Below are 23,485 nucleotides of genomic sequence, written 5' to 3'. Positions count from 1 at the left end.
CAGCGCCCATCCCGACCGTCCCACCTCAACGACGTCCACGGAACATCGCCAGACCGGATGGCCGAACACGGGCCGGTGTCAAGCATCAACCGACACGCGACTGTCAAGAATCAGCCGCGACAGGACACAGTCACAACATCGAGTCGGGGAGAATTTTCCATGCGTGTTCAAGGGCGGCGGCTCCGCCACCGCCAAGAGCAACTCCCGCCGGACTCGTTCCCGGCGCGCGCCGTGCTCGTCCACTCGCCCCAGCGGCCGCAACGGCAGACATGACGAAGCCCGGCCGACACGAGAAGAAGCTCCTCGGCCGACGGGGACGCCCTGCCGTCCAGAGGCCAGCTCAGGGTCAGCGACTCCGTCCTGCCCCTCTACGCAGCCAGTCTCCGGGCCAGCCCTGACCACGGCCTCCCGGACCTTCAACCCGGCAGCTACGAGGGGCAGGCCTCCAATGAACAGCAACCTCGGCGGAGCACGAACCCGAGCAGCCAGAGAGTCCGACACACCAGGACGTGTACGCACCTCAGCACATGCCCTGACGAGCATGAACGTCCCGGCTTCAAGTCCCAGCCTGCAGCTCGTAATGAGCGGGTCGTCGGTTCGATTCCGACAGGCGGCTCCACCAAGACCCAGGGCAGCGTCCCGCGCCGACAAGCCGCCGAACGATCCGACGGTGTCGCGCGGAGGCTAGGTTGCCGACTGTGGAAACGGTCCTGGTGCACAAGTTGAAGAGACCCGAAGGAAGCGGGCTGTGGAGAGCCTACGTTCTCGACGATGATGATCATGGCCATTGGCTGTACGCGCCGGTTGGATGCTTGTACCGAGGTGAAGCCCGCGGAATAGTCGGCTACTGCCACGTCGGCGCCATGGACCTGCAACGTCCTGGACTCGCGACCGTTCACCTGATCCCGTACGACCGCTGGTGGATCGCCACGTGGGCCATCGACGACGAACAGGGACGTCGCCGAATCAGCGTCGACATATGCACTCCCCCCGTCCTGGTCGATCGCCGATGGTCCTACGTCGATCTTGAACTCGATCCCCTCAGCGATGCACCAGGTCAGGTCCAGACGGAGGACGAAGACGAATTCGAGCAGGCCTGCGCGGCCGGGCTGATCTCCGGCGGCGAGGAAATCGAGGCTCGTCAGGCGACCGCCGAGGTCGAAGCAACCATCCGCGCACAGCGTGAGCCATTCGGGCAACTCGGGTGGAACAAGCTGGACATGGCCATCGCCATGTCACTCGAACCACTGACTGACCTGCCCACTGAATAACCGACCCTCGGCCGGTCCGGATCACACACCTAGATCGTTTCGGCGGTCGGGTCCCGGGTACCAACAACACAGTCTCGGATGAACCGCATTTGGGGCAATTCCCAAGGACTCTCCGATGACGACGTCGACGGCCACCATCGACCTTCCGACCGCCTCCGCCCCTCCCGTCGCAGTCCGGCGCGTCACCAGCGGCCTGCTCTCCGCATGGGGACTGGCTACCACCGACGTCGACGACGTCGTGCTCGTCGTCCATGAGATCTTCATCAACGCCGTGGAACATGCCGCCGGCGAAGCCAACCTCGAACTTCAGCTCACCCATGCCGACGACCGGCTGTGGGCCTCGGTGGCCGACGGCAGCTCCATCCACCCGATCATCCAAGAACTGGACCATCGTGCCGATCGAGGTCGCGGCATGCAGCTGGTCGCGGCCATCTGCGCACGGTGGGGGGTCGACGACCATCACGGCGGCAAGCGGGTCTGGGTGCAGATCAACCTCGGCCGTGCTGCCGATCAGCCGGCGGAGCCAATGACGCGGTAGCGGATATGGGTGGCCTCCGGCGTGTCGATCACCCGACCGATCTCCAACTCGACGCGCGACGGTAGGACGTCGAACAGCCGACGGCCGGCGCCGAACAGCACCGGGACCTGGTGGATCTGCAGCTCGTCCAGCACACCGGCCTCGAGCGCCCCTTGCGCCGTGTACGCACCATGCACCATCACATCCCGCTCGCCGGCGGCGGCCTTCGCCTTGGCCATCGCACTGGCGATCCCGTCGTTCACGTACGTCACTGCCGGATAGTTCGCGACCGACGGGCCGGGCGGGCGATGACTGGGCACGAAGATCGGGACACCGTGATGGTCGCCGCCCCAGTGATCGACCTGCTCCACCGTCCGCCGTCCCACGACCACCGCGCCGGTCGCGTTCCATTCGTCGTACAGCGTCCCGCCCGGACCGGACGGGCGGCCGATCTCCCCCGCCGGAGTGACGAACCAGTCATGCAGTCGCATGAAGTCGTCGCCGCCGGGGTTGCCCGGTCCGTCGTTCGGACCCGCGATGTAGCCGTCGACGGACATCGACATGAAGAGCACCGATGAGGACATGCGCCCGCTCCTTGTCTGCAACGGCACAGCCACTCGGCCGCGCCTCCTGCTCCTGCGTCGAACACGCGATGCCCGAATCGACATCCGACTCGGGAGTTTGGCCGGGCCAGGCCTGCGCATTTTGGGGCAATCTGTGGTGATGTTTGCCATCTGCGGTCAAGGGGCGGATGGTGGACCTATCGGGGGCAGTTCGCGTGTGCCAAGCCTTGTGGTGCGCCGTCCACGGTTTATAACCAATTCGGGCCGCGTTGTTGGCCCGAGGGACGGCCCACCATGTGCGCCAGCGATGGCACGTCGGCCGACGGCGTGTCCACCCAGTCAGCCGAATTCCAGCGAGTCGAGTCTGCGGCCGTCGCCGCAGGTGAATTGTTCGAGTTGTTGACCGCTACCGACACGTTCGACGGCTTTTTGCAGGAGTTGGCCGTTCTGGCCGCCCGGGAGGTCGGCGGCGAGCTGTCCTGCGGGATCACGGCCCGCTCCGACCGGCGGCCCGTGACCGTGGCGAGTAGCGATGCGCTCGCCGCCCAGCTCGATGAGATGCAGTACGCCGACGGGATCGGCCCGTGCATGCACGCGCTGAACACCGGCGAGGTCGTCCAGATCGACGACCTCGCCAGCGACGAGCGGTGGGGCGTCTACCGCTCCGATGCCTTCGCCCACGGGCTGCGGAGCTCCCTGTCGATGCCGATCGGTTCCAACGGACACATCGTCGGGGCGCTGAACCTGTATTCCACCGAGCCGCGCACCTTCACCGCCGAGCACCGCCGGCGGGCAGCCCGGTTCGCGGATCGGGCCGCGGGGGCGCTGAGCGTCGCCGCCCGGATCTCCGCGCAGACTCGGCTCAGTGAGCAGCTCCGGCAGGCCTTGGAGTCCCGGGCGGTCATCGACCAGGCCATCGGGGTGGTCATGGCTCAGCAGCGCTGCAGTGCCGAACAGGCCTTCGCGGTGCTCCGGTCGGCGTCTCAGAACCGCAACATGAAGCTGCGCACCGTCGCCGCCGGGATCGTCGGGTCGCTGCAGCAGCACGCACCGCACGACCGTCAGGTCGACGGCCACACGGACGGCCATGTGGACGGGACCGGCCCGGCGGCCCACTGACGATCCGCCGGATCGGTCAGCCGGCGGCCTCGCTGTCGGTCGTGACACCGAGGAACTCGGTCAGTCCGACGATCTGCAGCACCTTCAACGGCTGCGGCTGCGGGTTGACCACGACGAGCGCGACCCCGCGCTCGTCGGCCTCGGCCTGACAGCGGATCAATGCCGATATCCCGGAGGAGTCCAGGAAGGACACTCCGGCCATATCCACCCGTAGCTGCTTGGTCGTCGAGTCGGTGAGGGCGGCTCGGAGGCCGCCGCGGATCTTGGGGGCGGTGTAAGCGTCGAGTTCGCCGACCACGCTGACGACGACGACGCCACGCCGGTCCCGATCCGTGGTGTAACTAGCTGTGACCACGTCGCGATGCTCCCACTGATTCGCCGCCACGGCGACCCCCGCTCGCCGTAACGACAGCGGGATCAGACGGGTGCAGCCATCGCCGCAATCGTCCGGGCCAGGTGCCGATGGAGCTGGGTGAGCCGCCGTTCGACGATTTCCGCCGCCCGGCCCGGCCCGACCCGGCCTCGGCCAGATCGACGTCGATCTCGACATCCACTCGTGCACCCGTCACCACGTTGTCATCCATGACGTCCTCCGCACCGCCCCGGCTGATGTGGCCGGCTCATGAAGTACGACGGATGGGAACGACCGCAATGGACGTCAGCATGACGAACTGCATCCACGTATCGAGTGAATTCGGGTTCGCCGTGCACCTGCGCTGTACCGCAGTCATTGTTGTCCTTCGATCCTCGAAGGCCCGCAACGGCTGCAGTGTGGTCTCGCCCACATTGACGCGGGCCGCCATAACGCTTCGTGGTGATCGTGCGACCTTATGAAGTTGGGTGGTTAGCCCAAGGCGGCCTGGGAATGCTGAAATCCATCGGAAGCCACCCCTTCCGATCTTTGCCGCCCGGCCGGCGGGCCCCCCGTCCCGTCGGCCGGGTGTGCTTTGTCGTCCCGAAGGTGTCGGGAAATGATCCGTGGCTCACTGATGTCGCGGCTGTTCTCGGGAAACGGGATGACGGAAACGGGAAGACCCTGGCCGAAGATATTTCTTTCGCAACGTCTCCGTGACGGCGCTGAATGACCGCCCGACGGGCCGAGTGTCCGAAGAACGATGGTAGTTCGCTCTCTCCGGTCACGAACCGCTATTGTAGGCACGACGAGGACAATTGTTGCTCATGGGAGGCTAGGACTGCGTTTCATCAAGAACGCGAGATGTCGAAGCTCACCCCTCGGGCGGAACGGTTCTCTACAGTAGCTCTGAGCGCACCGAAATGTTTGCTTTCCGTGCGTGCCGCCATCACGACAAGGAGATAGACAATGGCCCGCCAAGTGATCGAGAGACTTCTGTGCGACGTGCACGACGGTGAGGTCGACGCTGTACGGACCGTGGAGTTCGGCCTGAACGGCAAGTTCTACGAGATCGACCTGTGCAAGGTTCATGCCGACGAGCTCGAAGGCCTCGTCCAGGAATGGTCCGACTTCGCCCGCAGCGTGAGTGGACGGTCGTCGTCGCGTTCCGCGCGACGCGGCCGGGGCCGGTCCTCGAGGTCCAACGGAAAGGCCGACGTCTCGTCCGTGCGCACCTGGGCAAAGCAGCAGGGCATGAAGGTCAGCGACCGCGGCCGCATCCCCAATGAGGTTCTCGAAAAGTACAACGCCGCTAAGTAGGGCCGCTAAGCAGGGCCGCTAAGTAGGGCAGCAAAGCAGGGCACCAAAGCAGGGCACCAAAGCAGAACGGCGGCTCGCCCGTCGCCCGAGAATGCCGGGGACGCTTCGGCCGGGCGATGGGCGAGGAAGGAGCATCGTGGATGGCTCATCCCGGGGATCCATTGCCCCCCAATGACCCGATGCCCACCAGCCCGTCGCCCGCCACTCCGTGGCCCGAGCCGACCCACCCGCCGGATCCCGCTCCGCCGGCGCCGGATCCGGTGCCGCCCGACCCACCACCGGATCCGCTGCCTCCCGGCCCGGACCCGGACACGACTCCGCCACCCAACTGACGACGTCGGCGGCGAAAGGTTGTGGCGCCGCGATTTCTCAGCCGTGCTCGGCGTGCACCGCCCGTTCGCGGGATCGGTCGATTTCTGCCTCTGCCTCGACGCGCCCCACCCACAGGGCGCCCTCCACCGACTTTCCGGGCTCAAGGTCCTTGTAGACCTCGAAGAAATGCTGGATCTCGAGTCGGTCGAATTCGGCGATATCTGTGATGTCCCGCAGATGCGCCTGCCGTGGATCACCTGCAGGCAGCGCGATCACCTTGTCATCCGGCCCTTTTTCGTCGCTCATCCGGAACATGCCGATGGCACGGCATCGGATGAGGCAGCCGGGGAAGGTGGGCTCCTCCAGCAGCACGAGCGCGTCGAGCGGGTCACCGTCCTGCCCGAGCGTCTGCTCGACGAAGCCGTAGTCGGCCGGGTAGCGGGTCGACGTGAAAAGCATCCGGTCGAGCCGGATACGGCCGGTGTCGTGATCGAGTTCGTACTTGTTCCGCTGGCCTTTCGGGATCTCGATGGTGACGTCGAACTCCACAGCGGCTCCTTAGCGAGGTGCTCGTAGCGGCGCGTCTAGTGTGACCTAAACGGGCCACGCGGAAAGGCAATGGTGGTGGGCGGTCCACGGTGGAGAACGGTTCCTACCGGTCGTCGTGGCTGGATTGTCGCCGCTGTCGCCGTGCTGGCCGTGGCTGGGCTCGTCAGTGCACTCTTCGTCCGCGGCGCGCAGCATTCCCGGCCGACTGCACGCGCCGGGGGTGCGCCGCACAGCGCCACACCGACGACGCCGCCGCCGACGCCGGTGCTGGCCGCCGCTAGCGGCACCGACCGGGGCCCGACCGCATCCGGGGTCGCCCGTGCCCTGCACGGCGCGCTGTCCGATCCGCACCTCGGCGGCCGGATCGCGGCCCAGGTGGTGGACGTCGCGAGCGGGCGGACGCTGCTCGACGAGCGCGGGGCCGTACCCACGACCCCCGCCTCCACCGCCAAGGTGCTGACGTCCGTCGCTGTCTTCGCCGCGCTGCCTGAGGACCACCGGTTCACCACCCAGGTCGTGGCCGGCGCCAAGCCCGGTCAGGTGGTGCTCGTCGGCGGCGGCGACCCGACGCTGTCGGCCGCAGGACCCGGGTCGGCGCCGGCCTACGCCGGTGCGGCACGGATCAGCGATCTGGCCGCCGCCGTGCACCGGGCCGGCGTACGGCACGTCACCCAGGTCCTGGTCGACGACCACGCCTTCGTCGGACCGGTCACCGGCCCCGGCTGGGACAGCGACGACGTCTCGGGCGGCTACGTCGCCCCGATCATGGCGACCATGGTCGACGGCGGCCGGATCCGGCCGGACCAGGCGGCCCGCTCCAGCGCCCCGGACCTGGCCGCGGGCCGGGCGCTCGCCGTCGCGCTGGGAGCACCGAAGGTTCCGGTGGCCCGGGGCAGCGCGGCACACGGCGCCCGTCGACTCGGGCTGGTCCGGTCCGCGCCGGTGGACCGGATCGTCGGTCAGATGCTGTCGGTGAGCGACAACACGTTGGCCGAGTGCCTGGCCCGACAGGTCGCCCTCGCCACGAAGGCACCGGGGAGCTTCGCCGGGGGCGCATCGGCGGTCCGGCGGGTGTTGGCCGGCATCGGCGTACCGGCCGGCGGAATCTCGCTGGTCGACGGCAGCGGCCTATCCCGGCGGGACGCCGTCAGCCCGGCCGCACTGACCCAGACCCTGCGGATCGCCGCAGCACCGGACCGCGCCCGGCTGCACGACGTCTTCCCGTTGCTCCCGGTGGCCGGTTACGCCGGCACCCTCGCCAACCGCTACCGGACCGGCACCAGCGCCGTCGCCGCCGGTCAGATCCGGGCCAAGACCGGCACCCTCACCGCGGTCAGCTCGCTCGCCGGAGTGGTGCAGGACGACGACGGTCGGCTGCTGGCCTTCGCCTTCCTCGCCGACCGGGTGTCTCCCGGCGGCACGCTGTCCGCCGAGTCGGCCCTCGATGTGCTGGCCGGGCGGTTGGCTGGCTGCGGCTGCCGCTGAGTGTCGCGGCGTACCGTGGCCGACATGAACCAGCCCATCGGCATGGTCGATTGGGACCTCGCCGTCAGCACCGCGGGTCGCCTGATGCGCCCCGGCCCGCAGGTCTCGCGGAGCGAGGCGAACGCGGTCGTCGCCGCGCTGCGTCGCCTCGCGGACGTCGCCGACGGCCACGTGCGCGAGCTCACCGGCCTGGAACCGGTCGGCACGCTGCCGCCGACCCGGGTCGTCGACCGACCCGACTGGGTGAAGACCAACGCCGCCGGGCTCGCCAGCCTGCTCGGCCCGCTCGTCGACCGGCTGGAGGAGCGCCGCGACTCGACCCCTGGGCCGGTCGCCGCCGCCGTGGGTCCGCGGGTCACCGGTGCCCAGGCCGGGCTGGTCCTGGCGTTTCTCGCCGGCAAGGTGCTCGGCCAGTACGACGTGTTCGGTCGGGACGGTGGTGAGTTGCTGCTCGTCGCCCCCAACGTGGTGGAGGCCGAGCGCAGCCTGGGGGTCGACCCGAGCGACTTCCGGCTGTGGGTGTGCCTGCACGAGTGCACCCACCGGCTGCAGTTCACCGCCGTGCCGTGGCTGGGTGACCACATGCGTGCCGAGGTGGGCCGGCTCGTCGACGCGCTCGAGCTCGACCCGAAGGTGCTGCGCGACCGGGCGGTCGCCGGCGTAAAGGAGCTGGCGCAGGCTGTCCGGGGCGGCGAGCAGACCGGCGACGGCCTGCTCGCGATCGTGCAGGGGCCGGCGTCGCAGGCGGTCCTCGACCGCATCACCGCGTTCATGAGCCTGGTCGAGGGACACGCCGAATACGTCATGGACGCCGTCGGGCCGGAGGTCGTGCCGAGCGTCGCGGCGATCCGGGCGCGGTTCAGCCAGCGCCGCAAGGGCTCCGGGCCGGTCGATCGGGTGGTCCGCCGGCTGCTCGGGCTGGACGTGAAGATGCGCCAGTACGCCGAGGGCCGGGTCTTCGTCCGCGGCGTCGTCGACGCCATCGGGATGGACGCCTTCAACGCCGTCTGGACCTCCCCCGAGACGCTGCCCCGGCGGGCCGAGCTGGCGGCGCCGATGGACTGGGTGCAGCGCGTGCACGGCTTCCGACCGGCCGCCACCGCCTGACCGCGGTGTCCGGCCCGCCGGCTGCCGTCGCCGCGGTCCGCTGCGACGTACGCCGTGCCCTCGCCGATCTCGAGCCGGGCGCGCACCTGCTCGTCGCCTGCAGCGGGGGCGCCGATTCCCTGGCCCTGGCCGCGGCGACCGCGTTCGAGGCCGGAGCGGCGGGCTGGCTGGTCGGTCTGATCACGGTCGACCACGGTCTGCAGGACGGATCGGCGGAGCGGGCCGCGGCGGTCGCCGACTGGGCCCGGGACCAGGGGTTCGAGCCGGTGATCGTGTCCATGGTCCGGGTCGAGGGCGAGGGCGGCCCGGAGGCCGCGGCCCGACGGGCCCGGTTCGCCGCGTTCGACGCGGCCGCCGCCGAACACCGCGCCGCCGCGGTGCTGCTCGGGCACACCCTCGACGACCAGGCGGAGACGGTGCTGCTCGGCCTGGTCCGCGGGTCCGGGGCCCGCTCGCTGGCCGGGATGGCCGAGCGCCGCGGGATCTACCGGCGCCCGCTGCTGCGGCTCTCCCGCGACGTCGTCCGGACGGCCGGGGCGGCGGCCGGGATCACGCCGTGGGAAGACCCGCACAACAGCGACCCGGCGTACGGCCGGGTCCGGATCCGCACCCTGCTGGCAGACGTGGAGCGAGCGGCCGGGCAGGGGGTCGCGGCCAATCTGGCCCGGACGGCGCGCCTGCTGCGCGCCGACGCCGACGCCCTCGACCGGCTGGCCGACAACCTGCGACCAGGCCTCACCGGCGACGACGGGAGCCTCGACGTCGCCGGGCTGGCGGCCCTGCCGGAGGCGGTGCGCAGCAGGGTGATCCGGGCCGCATTGCTCGCCGCCGGCGTCCCGGCCGGCCCGCTCGGTGCCGTCCACGTCGAGTCCGTCGGCGCGCTGGTGACCGACTGGCACGGGCAGGGGAAGGTGGCGCTGCCCCGGGGGTGGGGGGCGGACCGGCGGCATGACAGGCTGCAGGTCTGGCGGACCGGCCGCTGACCCTGGGGGGTTCGCGTGTACGACGGCGACATCGACACCGTCCTGGTGACTGAGGACCAGATCTCGGCGAAGGTCGGTGAGCTCGCGAAGGCGATCTCGGTCGACTACGCCGACCGGGAGCTGCTGCTCGTCGGTGTGCTCAAGGGCGCGGTGATGTTCATGTCCGACCTGGCCAGGGCGTTGACCCGGCCGGTCGAGCTGGAGTTCATGGCGGTGTCCTCCTACGGCTCGTCGGCCTCGTCGTCCGGCATCGTCCGGATCCTCAAGGACCTCGACCGGGACATCTCCGGCAAGCACGTCCTGGTGGTGGAGGACATCATCGACTCCGGGCTCACCCTGTCGTGGCTGCTGAAGAACTTCGCGGCCCGCCAGCCGGCATCCCTGGAGGTGGTGGCCCTGCTGCGCAAACCGGACGCCGTACGCGAGGACGTTCCGGTGCGCTATGTCGGTTTCGACATCCCCAACGAGTTCGTGGTGGGCTACGGCCTGGACTACGGCGAGCGGTACCGGGACCTTCCCTATGTGGCCCGGCTGCGGCCCGAGGTCTACGCGAACTGACCCGCCCCCGGGAGGAGAACGCCATACTCGATCCTGAGTGCATCCTCAGGGTGGGCGGGACGACCGGAACACGTCAGCGGCGGACCGCGTTGGGAGGGTGGAGTCGTCCGGTGTGCTCCTGCACCGTGCGCACCCCCCGGTGTACCGTCCACATACCGGACGATCGCCGGAATCGAGCATTTCGACCCGCGCGGCGGTCACCGTCGCGCACAGGACGGGCAGGAGGGACGAGGCCGCCGGTCACAGTCTGGCCTAGGCGACTTCGCTGACACCTATGGATCGCAAGAGGATTCTTCGATCACCGTGGTTCTGGATCCCGGCCGCGGTGATCGTGCTGCTCATCGTCAATTCGCTGATGCGCGGCAATGGCGGCTACGCCCAGGTCGACACCTCCAAGGCGATGCACGCGATCGCCACCGGCAACGCCACCGCGGTCACGGTCAACGACAAGGACCAGACCCTCGACGTCACCGTCAAGAACGCCGTCGACGGCCACGACAAGATCACCACCGCCTACCCGGCCAACGCCGCCGGCCAGGTTTTCGCGCTGCTGCAGAAGCAGGCCAGTCAGCCCGGCAGCACGCTGACCTTCAACACCCATGTCGGTGGCAGCAGCATCTTCGTCCAGATCCTGATCTCGATCGCGCCGTTCATCCTGGTCGGGCTCCTCTTGTTCTTCGTGATGAGCCAGATGCAGGGCGGCGGCAGCCGGGTCATGAACTTCGGCAAGTCCAAGGCCAAGATGGTGAGCAAGGACACGCCGAAGACCACCTTCGCCGACGTGGCCGGCGCTGACGAGGCGGTCGAGGAGCTCGAGGAGATCAAGGAGTTCCTCGAGAACCCGGCGAAGTTCCAGGCCATCGGCGCCAAGATTCCCAAGGGCGTGCTGCTCTACGGGCCGCCCGGGACCGGCAAGACCCTGCTCGCCCGCGCGGTCGCCGGCGAGGCCGGCGTGCCGTTCTATTCCATCTCCGGCTCGGACTTCGTCGAGATGTTCGTCGGCGTCGGCGCCAGCCGGGTCCGCGACCTGTTCGAGCAGGCCAAGGCCAACGCCCCCGCCATCGTGTTCGTCGACGAGATCGACGCCGTCGGCCGGCACCGTGGCGCCGGCATGGGCGGCGGCCACGACGAGCGGGAACAGACGCTCAACCAGCTGCTGGTCGAGATGGACGGCTTCGACGTCAAGGGCGGGGTCATCCTGATCGCGGCCACCAACCGTCCCGACATCCTCGACCCGGCGCTGCTGCGGCCCGGCCGCTTCGACCGGCAGATCCCGGTCGACCGCCCCGACCTCGAGGGCCGCAAGGCCATCATGCGGGTGCACGCCAAGGGCAAGCCGTTTGCCGCCGACGTCGAGCTGGACAACGTCGCCCGTCGTACGCCGGGCTTCACCGGCGCCGACCTGGCCAACGTGATCAACGAGGCCGCGTTGCTCACCGCCCGCAACAACGGGCAGCGGATCACCGACGCGATCCTCGAGGAGTCGATCGACCGGGTGATCGCCGGCCCGGAGCGCAAGACCCGGGTGATGAGCGACAAGGAGAAGAAGCTCACCGCCTACCACGAGGGTGGCCACGCACTGGTGGCCTACGCCCTGCCCAACGCCGACCCGGTCTACAAGGTCACGATCCTGTCCCGCGGGCGGTCGCTCGGCCACACGCTGGTGCTGCCGACCGAGGACAAGTACACCCAGACCCGGTCGGAGATGATCGACACCCTGGCCTACGCCCTCGGCGGGCGCGCGGCCGAGGAGTTGGTCTTCCACGAGCCGACCACCGGCGCCAACAACGACATCGAGAAGGCGTCGACCGTCGCGCGGGCCATGGTCACCGAATACGGCATGAGCGCCAAGCTCGGCGCCGTGAAGTACGGCACCAGTGAGTCCGAGCCCTTCCTGGGCCGTGACTACGGCCACCAGCGCGACTACTCCGACGAGGTCGCCGCCGACATCGACAACGAGGTCCGCTCGCTGATCGAGGGTGCCCACGACGAGGCGTGGGAGATCCTCGTGCAGTACCGCGACGTGCTCGACGACCTCGTCCTCGAGCTGATCGAGAAGGAGACGCTGGGCAAGGAGGACATCCAGCGGATCTTCAACGTGGTCAAGAAGCGGGCACCGCACAACAGCTACTCCGGCTTCGGCAAGCGCACGCCGTCCGACCGCCCGCCGGTGCTGACCCCGCGTGAGATCAACGGGACAACCGTCAACGGCGCGCACCCCGAGCCGGCAACGACCCCGTCGCCCAGCCCCACCGGGTCCACCTCGGGCGGGCAGGCAGCACCCTCACCGTCCCCCCGGCCGTCGCCGCGGCCGCACCCGTCGTCCCGGTCCGGCCGGTGGCAGCCGCCGCAGGAGGGCGGCTGGCGCCCACCGGGCGACAACGGAGCCGATGAGTGAGCGGCTTCGACGGGGCCCGGATCGAGGCCGCCGTACGCGAACTTCTGGTGGCGATCGGTGAGGATCCCGATCGCGACGGACTCAAGCGCACCCCGGAGCGGGTAGCCCGCACCTACGCCGAGCAGTTCGCCGGGCTGCACGAAGACCCGAGTGACGTTCTGGAGACCGTCTTCGACGAGGGCCACGAAGAGATGGTGGTCGTCAAGGACATCGAGATGTACTCGATCTGCGAACACCACCTGGTGCCGTTCCACGGCCTGGCGCACGTCGGCTACATCCCCAACACCGACGGCCAGATCACCGGCCTGTCGAAGCTGGCCCGGCTCGTCGACCTCTACGCCAAGCGCCCGCAGGTGCAGGAGCGGCTCACCAGTCAGATCGCCGATGCCCTGGTCGCGAAGCTCGCGCCCCGCGGGGTAATCGTCGTGATCGACGCCGAGCACCTGTGCATGTCGATGCGGGGGGTGCGTAAGCCCGGGTCCCGCACCGTCACCTCCGCCGTACGCGGGGCGTTCGAGACGTCTCCGTCGACCCGGTCCGAAGCGATGAGCCTGATTCTGGGCAAGTGAGCGCCCGCTTCCAGTTGCCGCGTCCCCGGCGCTGCGCCGTCATGGGGGTCCTCAACGTCACCCCTGACTCGTTCTCCGACGGCGGCCTGTACGCCGACGCCGATGCGGCCGTGGCCTACGGCACGGCGATGCGCGACGAGGGCGCGGATCTGGTCGACGTGGGCGGTGAGTCGACCCGGCCGGGCAGCGATCGGGTGGACGCCGAGGAAGAGACCCGCCGGGTCCTCCCGGTGATCAGCGAGCTGTCCCGCGCCGGCGTCGCGCTGTCGATCGACACCACCCGTGCCGCCGTCGCTGCGGCCGCGCTGGAGGCCGGCGCGATGCTGGTCAACGACGTCAGCGGCGGACTCGCCGACCCCGACCTGCTCCGGGTGGTGGCCGACGCCCGGGTGCCCTGCGTCCTCATGCACTGGCGCGGGCACAGCAAGCAGATGAACCAGCTCGCCACCTACGACGACGTGGTCGGCGACGTACGCCGGGAGCTCTCGGAGCGGGTCGACGCGGCACTGGCGGCCGGCGTGGACTCCGGCCAGATCGTGATCGACCCCGGGCTCGGCTACGCCAAGACCGGCGCGCACAACTGGACGTTGCTGGCGCACCTCGATGCGCTGATCGACCTGGGGTTCCCGGTGCTCGTCGGCGCCTCGCGCAAGTCCTTCCTGGGCTCGCTGCTCGCCGATCCCGGCGGCGCACCCCGCCCACCGTCCGGCCGCGAGGACGCCACCACCGCGACCACGGTGTTGGCCGCCCTCGCCGGCGCCTGGGGGGTGCGGGTGCACCGCGTCCGCCCCAACGTCGACGCGGCGACGGTGGTCGCCGCGGCCGAGGCGGCACGATCATGACCGGCGACCGGCTCTCCCTCACCGGGCTGCGGGTCTTCGGCCGCCACGGGGTCTTCGACCACGAACGGCGCGACGGTCAGGACTTCGTCGTCGACGCCATGCTCCGTATCGACACCGGGCCGGCCGCGGCATCGGACGACCTCGCCGATGCCGTCGACTACGGAACGCTCGCGCAGCGGCTGGCCGCGGTCGTCGGCGGCGACCCGACCAACCTGATCGAGACCCTGGCCGACCGGCTCGCGCAGGTGTGCCTCACCGACGAGCGGGTCGCCGAGGCGCAGATCACCGTGCACAAGCCCGGCGCACCGATCCCGCTCACGTTCGACGACGTCGCGGTGACCGTGGTCCGGACCCGCCGGCCGGGGCCGTCGTCATGAGCCGCGCCGTACTCTCCGTCGGCTCCAACGTCGGCGACCGCCTCGCCCATCTGCAGTCCGCCGTCGACGCGTTGCGGGACGTGCTGGTCGTGGTGTCGCCCGTCTACCAGACCGCGCCATGGGGAGGAGTCGAGCAGGACGACTTCCTCAACGCCGTCCTGCTGGTCGACGAGGAGGACACCGACGAGGACGAGTGGCTGCGGCGCGCGCAGCGGCTCGAGCACGCCGCGGGCCGCACCCGCGAGGTGCGGTGGGGACCCCGCAAGCTCGACGTCGACATCATCGCCGTGGACTCGGTGTCGCGCGACGACGCGGCGTTGATCCTGCCGCATCCGCGCGCCCACCTGCGCGCGTTCGTCCTGGTGCCCTGGCTCGACGTCGAGCCGCAGGCGGTCCTTGCCGGGCACGGACCGGTCCGCGACCTCGTCGGCGGTGTCGACAGCACCGGCGTACGCCGCCGCGACGACCTGGAGCTGTCCTGATGCACCCGACCCGGCTGCGTGACCTGCTCTCGGTCGCGGTCGTCGTCGGCGCGATCAGCTACCTCGTCGTACGCCTGATCTACGGCGACCTGCCGCGGCTGAGCTGGTTCCTGCCGCTGTCGCTGCCGGTTCTCGCGGTCGCCGAGGCGGTCGCCGGCTACCAACTCCGGGCCCGGATCCATCGTCGCCCCAACACCCGGCCGGTGCAGCCCATCGTCGCCGCCCGCACGGTCGCCCTGGCGAAGGCCAGTGCGATCGTCGGTGCGGTGATGACCGGCGTCTGGGCCGGTCTGCTCGGCTACGTCGTCCCCCGCCGGTCCACGATCCTGGCCGCCCAGGGCGACACGGTGGCGGGCATCATCGGCGCGGCCGGCGCGATCGTGTTGGTGGCCGCGGCCCTGTGGCTGGAGTACTGCTGCCGCGCGCCCGACCCGCCGGAGGAGGACCCGAGCCGGTCCGACGCCCACCGGGACGAACGCGCCTCCTGACCTCAGACCGCTCCGGCGGTCTCCGGCACCGCGTCCTCGACCGACCGGCGCAGGGCCGCGTGCAGCGACTCCGGGGTGAGGACGCCCAGGAAGCGGTCGCCGTCGAGCACCGCCACCCACCCGGCGTCCTGCTGCAGCATCACCGAGAAGGCCTGCTTGAGGGTCGCGCCCACCGGCATCCAGGCCTGCATCCGGTGGGTGTGGTCGCTCACTCTTCCGTCGCCGGCCGCGCCGTCGCGGGACAACCAGCCGTGCAGGCCGCCGTCGGTATCCAGTACGACCGCCCAGCGGGCGTCGGCCTTGGCCATCGACTCCCGGGCCTGGGCGAGCGAGTCGTCGAGGTGGACCACCGCCGGTTGCTCCAGGTCGTTCGCGTCGATCGTCGTCACGGCCAGCCGCTTGAGACCGCGATCGGATCCGACGAAGTCGGCGACGAAGTCGTTCGCCGGCGCACCGAGCAGGGTCGCCGGATCGGCGTACTGCTCGAGTTTCCCGCCCTGGGAGAGCACCGCGATCCGGTCGCCCAGCCGCACCGCCTCGTCGATGTCGTGGGTGACGAAGACGATGGTCTTGTGAACTTCGCTCTGCAGACGGAGGAATTCGCTCTGCAGCCGCTCGCGCGCGATCGGGTCGATCGCAGAGAACGGCTCATCCATCAGCAGGACGACGGGATCCGCGGCCAGCGCCCGGGCCACCCCGACCCGCTGCTGCTGACCGCCGGAGAGCTGATGCGGATAGCGGGGGGCGAATTCGGTCGGATCGAGGCCGACCAGGTCGAGCAGCTCCGTGACCCGTTCCTCGATCCGGTGCCGGTCCCAGCCCAGCAGCCGTGGCACCGTCGCAACGTTGGCGCGGATGGTCTCGTGCGGAAAGAGCCCGACGTGCTGGATGACGTAACCCATCCGTCGGCGGAGCTGGACCGGGTCGACGTTGGTGACGTCCTGGTCCTCCAGGAAGATCCGGCCGCTGGTCGGCTCGATCAGCCGGTTGATCATCTTCAGGGTGGTGGTCTTCCCGCAGCCGGAAGGCCCGACCAGCATGCAGATCTCGCCATGGGCGATGTCGACGGACAGATCGCCGACCGCGTCCGCGCCGTCGCCGTAACGCTTGCTGAGGTGGTCCAGCCGAATGGCGGGTCGCGCGGTAGCGTCCATGCCCATGGCTCCCATCGCCACTCCGGGCCTCTGCCCGGCCACCGACTGGTTCTGCGCCAAGTACATCACGCAGCGCTCCAGCGACATCCTGCTCGCCCTCGAAGAGCACATCTCGCTGACGGTCGGCGGCGTGGTGATCGGTTTCGTGGTCGCGTTCGGCCTGGGCCTGTTGGCCCGACGCTCCGGCTGGGCGGAAAACCTGATCCTCGGCACCTCCAGCCTGCTCTACACGATCCCGTCGCTGGCGTTGCTCGCGATACTGGTGCCACTGGTGGGGTTGTCCCAGTCGCGTTTCGCCGTCCTGGTGGGGCTGGTCATCTATTCGCTGGTGATCCTCGTGCGGGCCTTCGTCACGGGCCTGCACGGGGTGCCGCCCGAGGCCGTCGAGGCCGCGCGCGGAATGGGTTTCGGGCCGGCGCGGCTGCTCTTCCGCGTCGAGCTTCCGCTCGCCTTTCCCACCATCATGGCGGGCCTGCGGGTCGCCACCGTTTCCACGGTCGCCCTCACCACGCTCGGGGTCGTCGTCGACCACGGCGGTCTGGGCAACCTGCTCGACGAGGCCTTCGCGCGCAGCTACCGGTTCGAGGCCCTCACCGCGTCGGTGCTCTGCGTCGCGCTGGCCTTCGTCGCGGACGGACTGCTTCTGGGGCTGCAGTGGCTGCTCACCCCGTGGCGGCGTAAGGCGGGTGCGTCATGAGTCTTCCGCAGCAGATCTGGGACTGGCTCAGCGACGGCAGCAACTGGTCGGGCAGCACCGGAATCCCGAGCCGACTGGCGGAGCATCTGGTGTTCTCCGCGTCGTCGGTGGCGATCGCGTGCCTCATCGCGATCCCGCTCGGCCTCTGGCTCGGGCATATCGGCCACGGCGGGACGTTGGCGATCAGCATCTCCAACATCGGGCGCGCCATACCGACCTATGCCCTCCTGGTGCTGCTCTTCGTCGCCGTGGGGGTCACCCACCGGACGTTCGAGACCGTGCTCGCGCTGGTCGCCTTCGCCGTACCGCCGTTGCTGGTCAACACCTACGTCGGGGTCCGAGAGGTGGATCCAGAGGCGCGGGAGGCCGCCGTCGGGATGGGCATGTCGGGCCGGCAGGTGCTGCGGCAGGTCGAGCTGCCGCTCGCCATGCCGCTCATCATGGACGGCCTCCGCATCGCCGTCGTCACGGTGGTCGCGACGACGACGGTGGCGGCGCTGATCGGTGCGGGCGGGCTGGGCCGGTTCGTCGTCGACGGATTCAACAACGACGATCCGGGGCAGTACGGCGGAGGGGCCGTGATCGTCGGGGTTCTCGCGCTCCTGCTCGAGTCCCTCTTCATCCTGCTCCAGCGGCGAATCGACCCGGTCCGCCGCGCCCGCCGGTCCCGATCCGGGTCGGGGCCGGTGAAAGCGGAGGCGGAAGCGACCGCCGAGGCAGGTGCGGCGCACTGACATCGGCGCGGGCGTTTGCGTTCTTTAGACTCCTGAGGGACCGTAATTGCAGCGGGCTGGGGCCCGCCGGGACACGCGCGTCAGCCGGCGCGGGACACAGAAGGCGGGTGGACATAGTGAGGCGTAGACGCGTCTTCGCGGTGGCTCTCATGGCGATGTTGGCGGTGCTGGTCGCGGCATGTGGCGGCACGGCCAGCCAGAACTCCGGTGGGGTCAACCGCTCGAGCGGGAGCAAGGGGTCGCTGACCGTTGCCGACGCCGGCTTCACCGAGAGCGAGGTCCTCGCCAATATGTACGCCGACGTGCTCGCGAAGGCCGGCTACAAGACCAACGAGACGAGTGTGAAGTCCAGCGAGATCTTCCAGTCCTCGCTGGAGAAGGGCGACGTCGCCGTCGTCCCGGAATACGTGGCCACCTATGCCGACCAGCTCAACCGCATCATCAACGGAGCCAACGCCCCGTCCGTGGCCTCTCCGGACCTGCAGAAGACCTACGCGCAGCTGAAGACGCTGGCGGCGAAGCGGGGCCTGACCCCGTTGACCCCGTCCAAGGCGGTCGACCAGAACGCCTTCGCCGTCAGCAAGAAATTCGCGAAGGCGCATCACCTGACGACGCTGACCGATCTCGGCAAGTCCGGTATCCCGGTGAAGATCGCGTCCGGACCCGAGTGTGCCACCCGCCCCTACTGCATCCCCGGCCTGAAGAAGACCTACGGCATCAAGGTCAGTGGGATCGATCCGCTCGGCGTGGATACGGCGCAGGGTAAGGAGGCGGTCGCAAAGGGTGCCGACCAGCTGGCCCTGGTGCTGACCACCGACGCGACGGTCGACGACGCCGGTCTGGTCGTGCTCACCGACGACAAGCACCTGCAGAACGCCGACTACCTCGTCCCGATCGTCAACACCAAGAAGCTGACGCCGCTCATCAAGACCACCTTGAACAAGGTGTCCGCGACACTGACGACCGCAGAACTGGCGCAGCTGAACAAGCAGGTCGACGTCGGACAGCAGAAGCCCGGTGTCGTCGCATCGAACTACCTCAAGTCCAAGGGCCTGATCTCCTGATCCGGCCGCACCGCCCCGGTATTCTGTGGCTGTCTGTGATCGCCTGGTAGCTAGGCCGAATGGGTGTTGTCCCGGCTGCATCCGCTCTGCCAAGTGGTCGTATCTTTGTCGCCATGCTCGGTGGTGACGAACCAACAGACATCGAACCCGACCGCGCTTCACCGACCAGACATGCCTTTCGCGTCACCTATTTCGTCATCGGCTTCGCCTTCGCGATCGCCGCGACCGTCGCCCTCATCAGCACCGATGACCCGCGTTGGTTGCGGCTCGCGGTCGTCGTCGCCGTCTGGGCGTTCGTCTTCGCGATGATGGCGGCGAGCCGGCCCCGGCCAGACCCGGAATTGCCGACGGAGCGGGAGATCGAGCTGCGGCGCAGCTACGAGCGCGAGCTCGAACGTGAGATCGCCGCCCGTCGCGAGCAGCAGGCCGGACTCGAGTTGCAGCTCCGGCGCGAGCTGGAGGCCGGACTTTATGAAGGCGTCCGCGCGCTTCGCGGCGAGCTCGGGGAGCTCCGCGGAGCCCTCACCGAGCGGTGGTCGCATGAGCTTCCGATCGCGAAATCCGCCCCGTCAGAAGAGGATTCCGCGCGCGGACGGCACTATCGCGAGGATGGCGACGGGCCCGGCGTTGTCCTGGCCCGGCGGGACTCGGCCGAGCTCGGGCCGGGTTCGATACCGGCTGCGCTGTCCGACGGTGCCGGCCGCAGACGACGCCGCTACCGCGACGACTGACTACTTGTCGATGTCGCCGACCACGAAGAACATCGACCCCAGGATCGGGACGAGGTCCGCGAGCCGCGTCCCCGGCAACAGCGCGGCGAGCACCTGCACGTTGTTGAACGACGCCGACCGCAGCTTGCAGCGCCACGGGGTCTTCTCACCGCGGGATACGACGTAGTAGCCGTTGAGCCCGAGCGGATTCTCCGTCCAGCAGTAGATGTGGCCTTCCGGCGCCTTGACCGTCTTCGGTAGCCGGACGTTCACCGCGCCGCTGAGGCGGGTCAGCCGGGCGAGGCAGGCATCGGCCAGATCGAGGGACGCCCACACCTGGTCCAGCAGGCAGCGGAAGCGTGCGTGACAGTCCCCGGCTTCGTCGGTGACGACGCGCAGAACATCGGCCAACTCGCCGTACGCCAGGTAGGGCTCATCCCGCCGTAGGTCGAAATCGACGCCGGACGCCCGCGCGACCGGCCCGCTGACGCCGTACTGCCGCACCAGATCGGGGGAGAGCACGCCGACGCCGCGGGTGCGTGCGGCGAAGGTCTCGTCGTGCCGGATCATGCCGTCGAGTTCGGGCAGTCGGGTGCGGACGCCCGCGACCGCGGCCGCGGCCCGGCCGGTCCAACCGTCCGGCACCTCCTCCTTCAGGCCGCCCACCCGGTTGAACATGAAGTGCATCCGGCCGCCCGAGACCTCCTCCATCACGGCCTGGATCGCTTCCCGCTCGGCGAAGGCGCGGTGGGCCGGCTCGACTGCGGCGATCTCCAGCGGGTAGGAACCCAGGAACATCAGGTGATTGAGTACCCGGTTGAGCTCGGCCAGCAGCGTGCGCAGCCAGACCGCGCGTTCGGGCACCTCGATGCCGAGCATCCGTTCGACCGCCATCACCACGCCGAGTTCGCTGGAGAAGGCCGACAGCCAGTCGTGTCGGTTGGCGAGAACGGTGATCTGCCGGTAGTCGCGCACCTCGAAGAGTTTCTCGGCGCCGCGGTGCATGTAGCCGACGATGGGCTCGGCCCGCGTCACCCGGTCGCCGTCGAGCTCCAACCGCAGCCGCAGCATCCCGTGGGTGGACGGATGCTGCGCCCCGATGTCGAGAACCAGGTCGGTGGACTCGAGCCGGCCGGCGCCCGAACCGACGCCGACCACGACCTCGCGCCCGCCCGTCACGCCGCCATCGTGGCACGACCGGGTCTCAGCGATCCTGGCCACCACCGCCCGGTCTATCGCCGCCGCTGCCGCCGCTGCCGTCGGTGCCGGCCCGGCCGCCCGGCGACGCCGTCGCCGGCTCCGCCTCCGGCCCGTCGTCGTCACCGAGCGACCGGCTGAGCTCGATGACCGCGATGCCGAGCAGGAGCAGCAGACCGATGAGCGCGATCCCGGAGCCGGGCCCGGTGCGGATGTGCTCGTCGTAGACGAGTACGCCGATGGCGATGCTGACCAGCGGGTCGACGGTCGCGGTGGCCGGCAGGCTCGCGGTGATGGGCCCGGCCTGGAAGGCGAGCTGATTGAGCAGCAGCCCGATGGCTCCCGTCGCGATGACGGCGTAGAACTGCCAGCTGGTCAGCAGATCGATGGGGGAGCGGACGGCGATGTCGGTGACGCCCTTGAGCAGGGCGGCGGTCGCGGCGTAGACGAAGCCGACCGCGACCCCCAGCAGTGCGGCGGAGCGCGCTTCGGCCCGCTGCCGCCGGCCGAGCTCGATGCAGGCGATGGCCAGCGCCGTACCGACGATGGCGGCGACGAGGGCGGGCAACCGGTCGGCTGTCTCGTGGTGGCCGGCCGGATTTCCGGACCCGGCGAGCAGCAGGAACCCGGCGAGGGCGGCGGTGAGCAGGACGGCCCACCCGGACTGCCGGCGGGTGATGTGGTGGCCCTCGAACCGCTGGCGGAAGACCAGGGCGAACAGCAGCCCGCTCACCAGCAATGGCTGCACGACCGCGAGGGCACCCAGGTGCAGGGCGATGATCTGCAGGGTCAGCCCGACGACGTCGCAGGCGATGCCACCCAGCCAGAGGGGGTGGGCCAGCGTGGCGCGGATGAACCGGGCGACCCGGCTCGGCCGCAGGCTCTGGGCGTCGGGGGCGTGACCTGCGCTGACGTGTTTGAGCGAGCTGGACAGGGCGAAGGCCAGCGCGGCGGAGAGGCTGAGAGCTACGACGAGCCATCCGTCATGCACCGCTGCGCACCTCTCGTGCTGCCCTGCTCCCGGACCGTGTACGCCGCCCCAGTTCTGACCTTAGAGCCGGCATCGCCGAACGTGGCGCTCATTGCGAGCTTGCCCCCAGGCGCGGTCTCCGAGATCGTGGACCCACCGTCCACAACGGGAGGTCTCGTGAGCAACCGGGCGAGTGTGCTCGTCGGTCCAGGCCGGTCGGAGCTCTCCAGCGACCCGATTCCGGAGTACGGCGCCGGCCAGGTCCTCATCGAGGTCCTGGTCAACGGGGTGTGCGCGAGCGACCTGCCGCGCTGGCGGTCGGCGCCGCCGTCGAGCTCCATCCGCCTCGGGCACGAGCCGGTCGGCCGGGTGGCGGCCGTGGGCGCGGGCGTCGGGTCCTGTGCGGTAGGCGACATCGTCACCGGTCGGGTCAGCCCGTCCTTCGCCGACCTGGCCGTCGCCGACGAGGCCGACCTGGTGGTCGCGCCGACCGGCGTGCCGGCCGAGGCGGTCCTGGGCGAGCCGCTCGGCTGTGTGGTCGACGCGCTACGGCGTACCGGTGTCGACGTCGCCGACCGGGTGGCCGTCGTCGGGACCGGCTTTATGGGGCTATGCCTGCTCCAACTCCTGCGGCACGCCGGTCTGCGTCAGGTGGTGGCGATCGACCCGCGCGCGGATGCCCGCGAGCACGCGCTGCGGCACGGGGCCGACGTCGCGATCGAGCCCGCCGCGGCTCGGGACCTTGCGCCGTTTCCGGCGGGTTCGGGCCAGGAGTTCGACGTGGTCTTCGAGGCGTCGGGATCGCAGCCAGGACTCGACCTCGCCACCGATCTGGTCCGCGCGCACGGCATCGTTTCGATCATGGGCTACCACCAGGAGCCGAGGTCGGTGGACATGAAGACCTGGAACTGGAAGGGCCTCGACGTGGTCAACTCACACGTCCGGGACCGCGCCCGGCTGCGGGACAGCACCCGGCGCGGTCTCGACCTCGTCGCCGCCGGCAAGGTCGACCTGCAACCGCTGATCACCCACCGCTTCCCGCTCGCCGACGTGGACCAGGCCTTCCTGACGATGGACAAGAAGCCCGACGGCTACATCAAGGCGATCATCGAGATCGCCTGACCCGCCCCCGCCATTCCGCTTGAACGTCACGTTCAAGCGCTCTAGCGGCTTGAACGTCACGTTCACGCGGAATGGGGAGGGTTGGGGGCCGAGGAAGCGGGCTGGAAGCCCGGGGTGAGGTCGGCGTACGACGATGGTGCCGGGCGACATCGTGCGTCCTACTCGCCGATCTGCTCCGTGGATGCGAGTACGGCGCACGATGTCGGCCCGATCGCGAAATCGGCCGCCGCCCGCCAACCAATTCCGCTTGAACGTGACGTTCAAGCGCTCTAGCCGCATCAACGTCACGTTCACGCGGAATGGGGGAGGCGCGAGATACGCGCAGCGTCAGTGATGCGTCTCGCTCCGTGGCGAATTGGTCTCGACCGCGTGCACGAGGTGTGGCAGCGTGCTCATGCGCTGATGTCGTCCGGGTCGAGCAGGGAGTTGCCGTAGATGCGTAGGTCGGTGTTGATGAGTCTGATCGCCGCCGTGGCGGTCGTCCTCGGACTGTCGGGTACGGCGCTCGCGACGCCACCGCATCCGACCCGCGCTCCCGCGCACCC

25 protein-coding genes are annotated in these 23,485 nt (G+C 69.7%); 19 read left to right on the top strand and 6 right to left on the bottom strand.

The genetic code is table 11. The features are described 5' to 3' along the window. Window positions 1–698 precede the first annotated feature (698 nt). The gene (locus VGH85_19150) at window positions 699–1,271 is read left to right on the top strand and encodes a DUF402 domain-containing protein (protein HEY2175928.1); all 573 of its coding nucleotides are present in this window, start codon (window positions 699–701) and stop codon (window positions 1,269–1,271) included. Window positions 1,272–1,386: 115 nt separating this feature from the next. Next, a complete protein-coding gene (locus VGH85_19145) occupies window positions 1,387–1,809 on the top strand; it encodes an ATP-binding protein (GenBank protein ID HEY2175927.1) in 423 nt (140 codons plus the stop codon). On the opposite strand, the gene VGH85_19140 is transcribed toward VGH85_19145, so the two are convergent. After that, on the bottom strand, window positions 1,782–2,372 hold the full coding sequence (locus VGH85_19140; GenBank protein HEY2175926.1) for a dihydrofolate reductase family protein: 591 nt from the start codon (window positions 2,370–2,372) through the stop codon (window positions 1,782–1,784). The genes VGH85_19145 and VGH85_19140 overlap by 28 nt on opposite strands. 273 nt (window positions 2,373–2,645) lie before the next feature. Here VGH85_19140 and VGH85_19135 point away from each other — a divergent pair, with 273 nt between their 5' ends. Beyond that, on the top strand, window positions 2,646–3,470 hold the full coding sequence (locus VGH85_19135) for a GAF and ANTAR domain-containing protein (protein HEY2175925.1): 825 nt from the start codon (window positions 2,646–2,648) through the stop codon (window positions 3,468–3,470). A 16-nt stretch (window positions 3,471–3,486) separates the two neighbouring features. Here VGH85_19135 and VGH85_19130 read toward each other — a convergent pair whose 3' ends face one another. Further along, window positions 3,487–3,825, bottom strand: a complete 339-nt coding sequence (locus VGH85_19130; GenBank protein ID HEY2175924.1) for an STAS domain-containing protein — start codon at window positions 3,823–3,825, stop codon at window positions 3,487–3,489. A gap of 966 nt (window positions 3,826–4,791) precedes the next feature. On the opposite strand from VGH85_19130, the gene VGH85_19125 reads away from it, so the two are divergent. Then, a complete protein-coding gene (locus tag VGH85_19125) occupies window positions 4,792–5,142 on the top strand; it encodes an Lsr2 family protein (GenBank protein ID HEY2175923.1) in 351 nt (116 codons plus the stop codon). Between the two features lie 369 nt (window positions 5,143–5,511). Here the strand turns inward: VGH85_19125 and VGH85_19120 are convergent, their stop codons facing one another. Continuing rightward, window positions 5,512–6,003 (bottom strand): inorganic diphosphatase, encoded by a 492-nt coding sequence (locus VGH85_19120; protein ID HEY2175922.1) that lies wholly within the window; start codon window positions 6,001–6,003, stop codon window positions 5,512–5,514. A gap of 141 nt (window positions 6,004–6,144) precedes the next feature. On the opposite strand from VGH85_19120, the gene dacB reads away from it, so the two are divergent. The 10 genes from dacB to VGH85_19070 all read left to right on the top strand — a co-directional run bounded on the left by dacB (window position 6,145) and on the right by VGH85_19070 (window position 15,292). Continuing rightward, on the top strand, window positions 6,145–7,488 hold the full coding sequence (dacB, locus tag VGH85_19115; protein HEY2175921.1) for a D-alanyl-D-alanine carboxypeptidase/D-alanyl-D-alanine-endopeptidase: 1,344 nt from the start codon (window positions 6,145–6,147) through the stop codon (window positions 7,486–7,488). A 24-nt stretch (window positions 7,489–7,512) separates the two neighbouring features. Then, a complete protein-coding gene (locus VGH85_19110) occupies window positions 7,513–8,595 on the top strand; it encodes a zinc-dependent metalloprotease (GenBank protein HEY2175920.1) in 1,083 nt (360 codons plus the stop codon). 5 nt (window positions 8,596–8,600) lie between these two features. Beyond that, the gene (tilS, locus tag VGH85_19105) at window positions 8,601–9,578 is read left to right on the top strand and encodes a tRNA lysidine(34) synthetase TilS (GenBank protein ID HEY2175919.1); all 978 of its coding nucleotides are present in this window, start codon (window positions 8,601–8,603) and stop codon (window positions 9,576–9,578) included. 15 nt (window positions 9,579–9,593) lie between these two features. Beyond that, window positions 9,594–10,136 carry a hypoxanthine phosphoribosyltransferase gene (gene hpt, locus VGH85_19100; GenBank protein ID HEY2175918.1) on the top strand — a complete coding sequence of 181 codons (543 nt, stop codon included), beginning with the start codon at window positions 9,594–9,596 and terminating at the stop codon, window positions 10,134–10,136. 274 nt (window positions 10,137–10,410) lie between these two features. Next, window positions 10,411–12,534, top strand: a complete 2,124-nt coding sequence (gene ftsH / locus VGH85_19095; protein HEY2175917.1) for an ATP-dependent zinc metalloprotease FtsH — start codon at window positions 10,411–10,413, stop codon at window positions 12,532–12,534. Beyond that, window positions 12,531–13,103, top strand: coding sequence for a GTP cyclohydrolase I FolE (gene folE, locus VGH85_19090; GenBank protein HEY2175916.1), 573 nt, complete (start codon window positions 12,531–12,533; stop codon window positions 13,101–13,103). The genes ftsH and folE overlap by 4 nt, the downstream gene beginning before the upstream one ends. Window positions 13,104–13,144: 41 nt before the next feature. Next, a complete protein-coding gene (gene folP / locus VGH85_19085; protein ID HEY2175915.1) occupies window positions 13,145–13,945 on the top strand; it encodes a dihydropteroate synthase in 801 nt (266 codons plus the stop codon). Then, window positions 13,942–14,322, top strand: coding sequence for a dihydroneopterin aldolase (gene folB / locus VGH85_19080; protein HEY2175914.1), 381 nt, complete (start codon window positions 13,942–13,944; stop codon window positions 14,320–14,322). Before folP ends, folB begins: the two co-directional genes overlap by 4 nt. Continuing rightward, on the top strand, window positions 14,319–14,804 hold the full coding sequence (folK, locus tag VGH85_19075; protein HEY2175913.1) for a 2-amino-4-hydroxy-6-hydroxymethyldihydropteridine diphosphokinase: 486 nt from the start codon (window positions 14,319–14,321) through the stop codon (window positions 14,802–14,804). Before folB ends, folK begins: the two co-directional genes overlap by 4 nt. After that, window positions 14,804–15,292, top strand: coding sequence for a DUF3180 domain-containing protein (locus VGH85_19070; GenBank protein HEY2175912.1), 489 nt, complete (start codon window positions 14,804–14,806; stop codon window positions 15,290–15,292). Before folK ends, VGH85_19070 begins: the two co-directional genes overlap by 1 nt. A 2-nt stretch (window positions 15,293–15,294) precedes the next feature. On the opposite strand, the gene VGH85_19065 is transcribed toward VGH85_19070, so the two are convergent. Then, window positions 15,295–16,446, bottom strand: coding sequence for a betaine/proline/choline family ABC transporter ATP-binding protein (locus tag VGH85_19065; protein ID HEY2175911.1), 1,152 nt, complete (start codon window positions 16,444–16,446; stop codon window positions 15,295–15,297). 4 nt (window positions 16,447–16,450) lie between these two features. On the opposite strand from VGH85_19065, the gene VGH85_19060 reads away from it, so the two are divergent. The 4 genes from VGH85_19060 (at window position 16,451) to VGH85_19045 (ending at window position 19,672) form a co-directional block, all read left to right on the top strand. After that, window positions 16,451–17,143 (top strand): ABC transporter permease, encoded by a 693-nt coding sequence (locus tag VGH85_19060; GenBank protein HEY2175910.1) that lies wholly within the window; start codon window positions 16,451–16,453, stop codon window positions 17,141–17,143. Continuing rightward, window positions 17,140–17,877 (top strand): ABC transporter permease, encoded by a 738-nt coding sequence (locus tag VGH85_19055; protein HEY2175909.1) that lies wholly within the window; start codon window positions 17,140–17,142, stop codon window positions 17,875–17,877. The genes VGH85_19060 and VGH85_19055 overlap by 4 nt, the downstream gene beginning before the upstream one ends. A gap of 149 nt (window positions 17,878–18,026) precedes the next feature. Next, window positions 18,027–18,941, top strand: coding sequence for an ABC transporter substrate-binding protein (locus VGH85_19050; protein HEY2175908.1), 915 nt, complete (start codon window positions 18,027–18,029; stop codon window positions 18,939–18,941). 113 nt (window positions 18,942–19,054) lie between these two features. Beyond that, window positions 19,055–19,672, top strand: coding sequence for a DUF6779 domain-containing protein (locus VGH85_19045; GenBank protein ID HEY2175907.1), 618 nt, complete (start codon window positions 19,055–19,057; stop codon window positions 19,670–19,672). Here VGH85_19045 and VGH85_19040 read toward each other — a convergent pair whose 3' ends face one another. Next, on the bottom strand, window positions 19,673–20,830 hold the full coding sequence (locus tag VGH85_19040; GenBank protein ID HEY2175906.1) for a hypothetical protein: 1,158 nt from the start codon (window positions 20,828–20,830) through the stop codon (window positions 19,673–19,675). It lies immediately after the preceding gene. Between the two features lie 25 nt (window positions 20,831–20,855). Then, window positions 20,856–21,839 carry a DMT family transporter gene (locus VGH85_19035; protein HEY2175905.1) on the bottom strand — a complete coding sequence of 328 codons (984 nt, stop codon included), beginning with the start codon at window positions 21,837–21,839 and terminating at the stop codon, window positions 20,856–20,858. A 156-nt stretch (window positions 21,840–21,995) separates the two neighbouring features. On the opposite strand from VGH85_19035, the gene VGH85_19030 reads away from it, so the two are divergent. After that, complete coding sequence (locus VGH85_19030; GenBank protein ID HEY2175904.1) at window positions 21,996–22,940, top strand: zinc-binding dehydrogenase; 945 nt, start codon at window positions 21,996–21,998, stop codon at window positions 22,938–22,940. Window positions 22,941–23,485: the final 545 nt, after the last annotated feature.

Source organism: Mycobacteriales bacterium (assembly GCA_036497565.1).
In the GTDB taxonomy this organism is placed as follows: domain Bacteria; phylum Actinomycetota; class Actinomycetes; order Mycobacteriales; family QHCD01; genus DASXJE01.
This window is presented reverse-complemented; position numbering and strand designations above follow the sequence as displayed.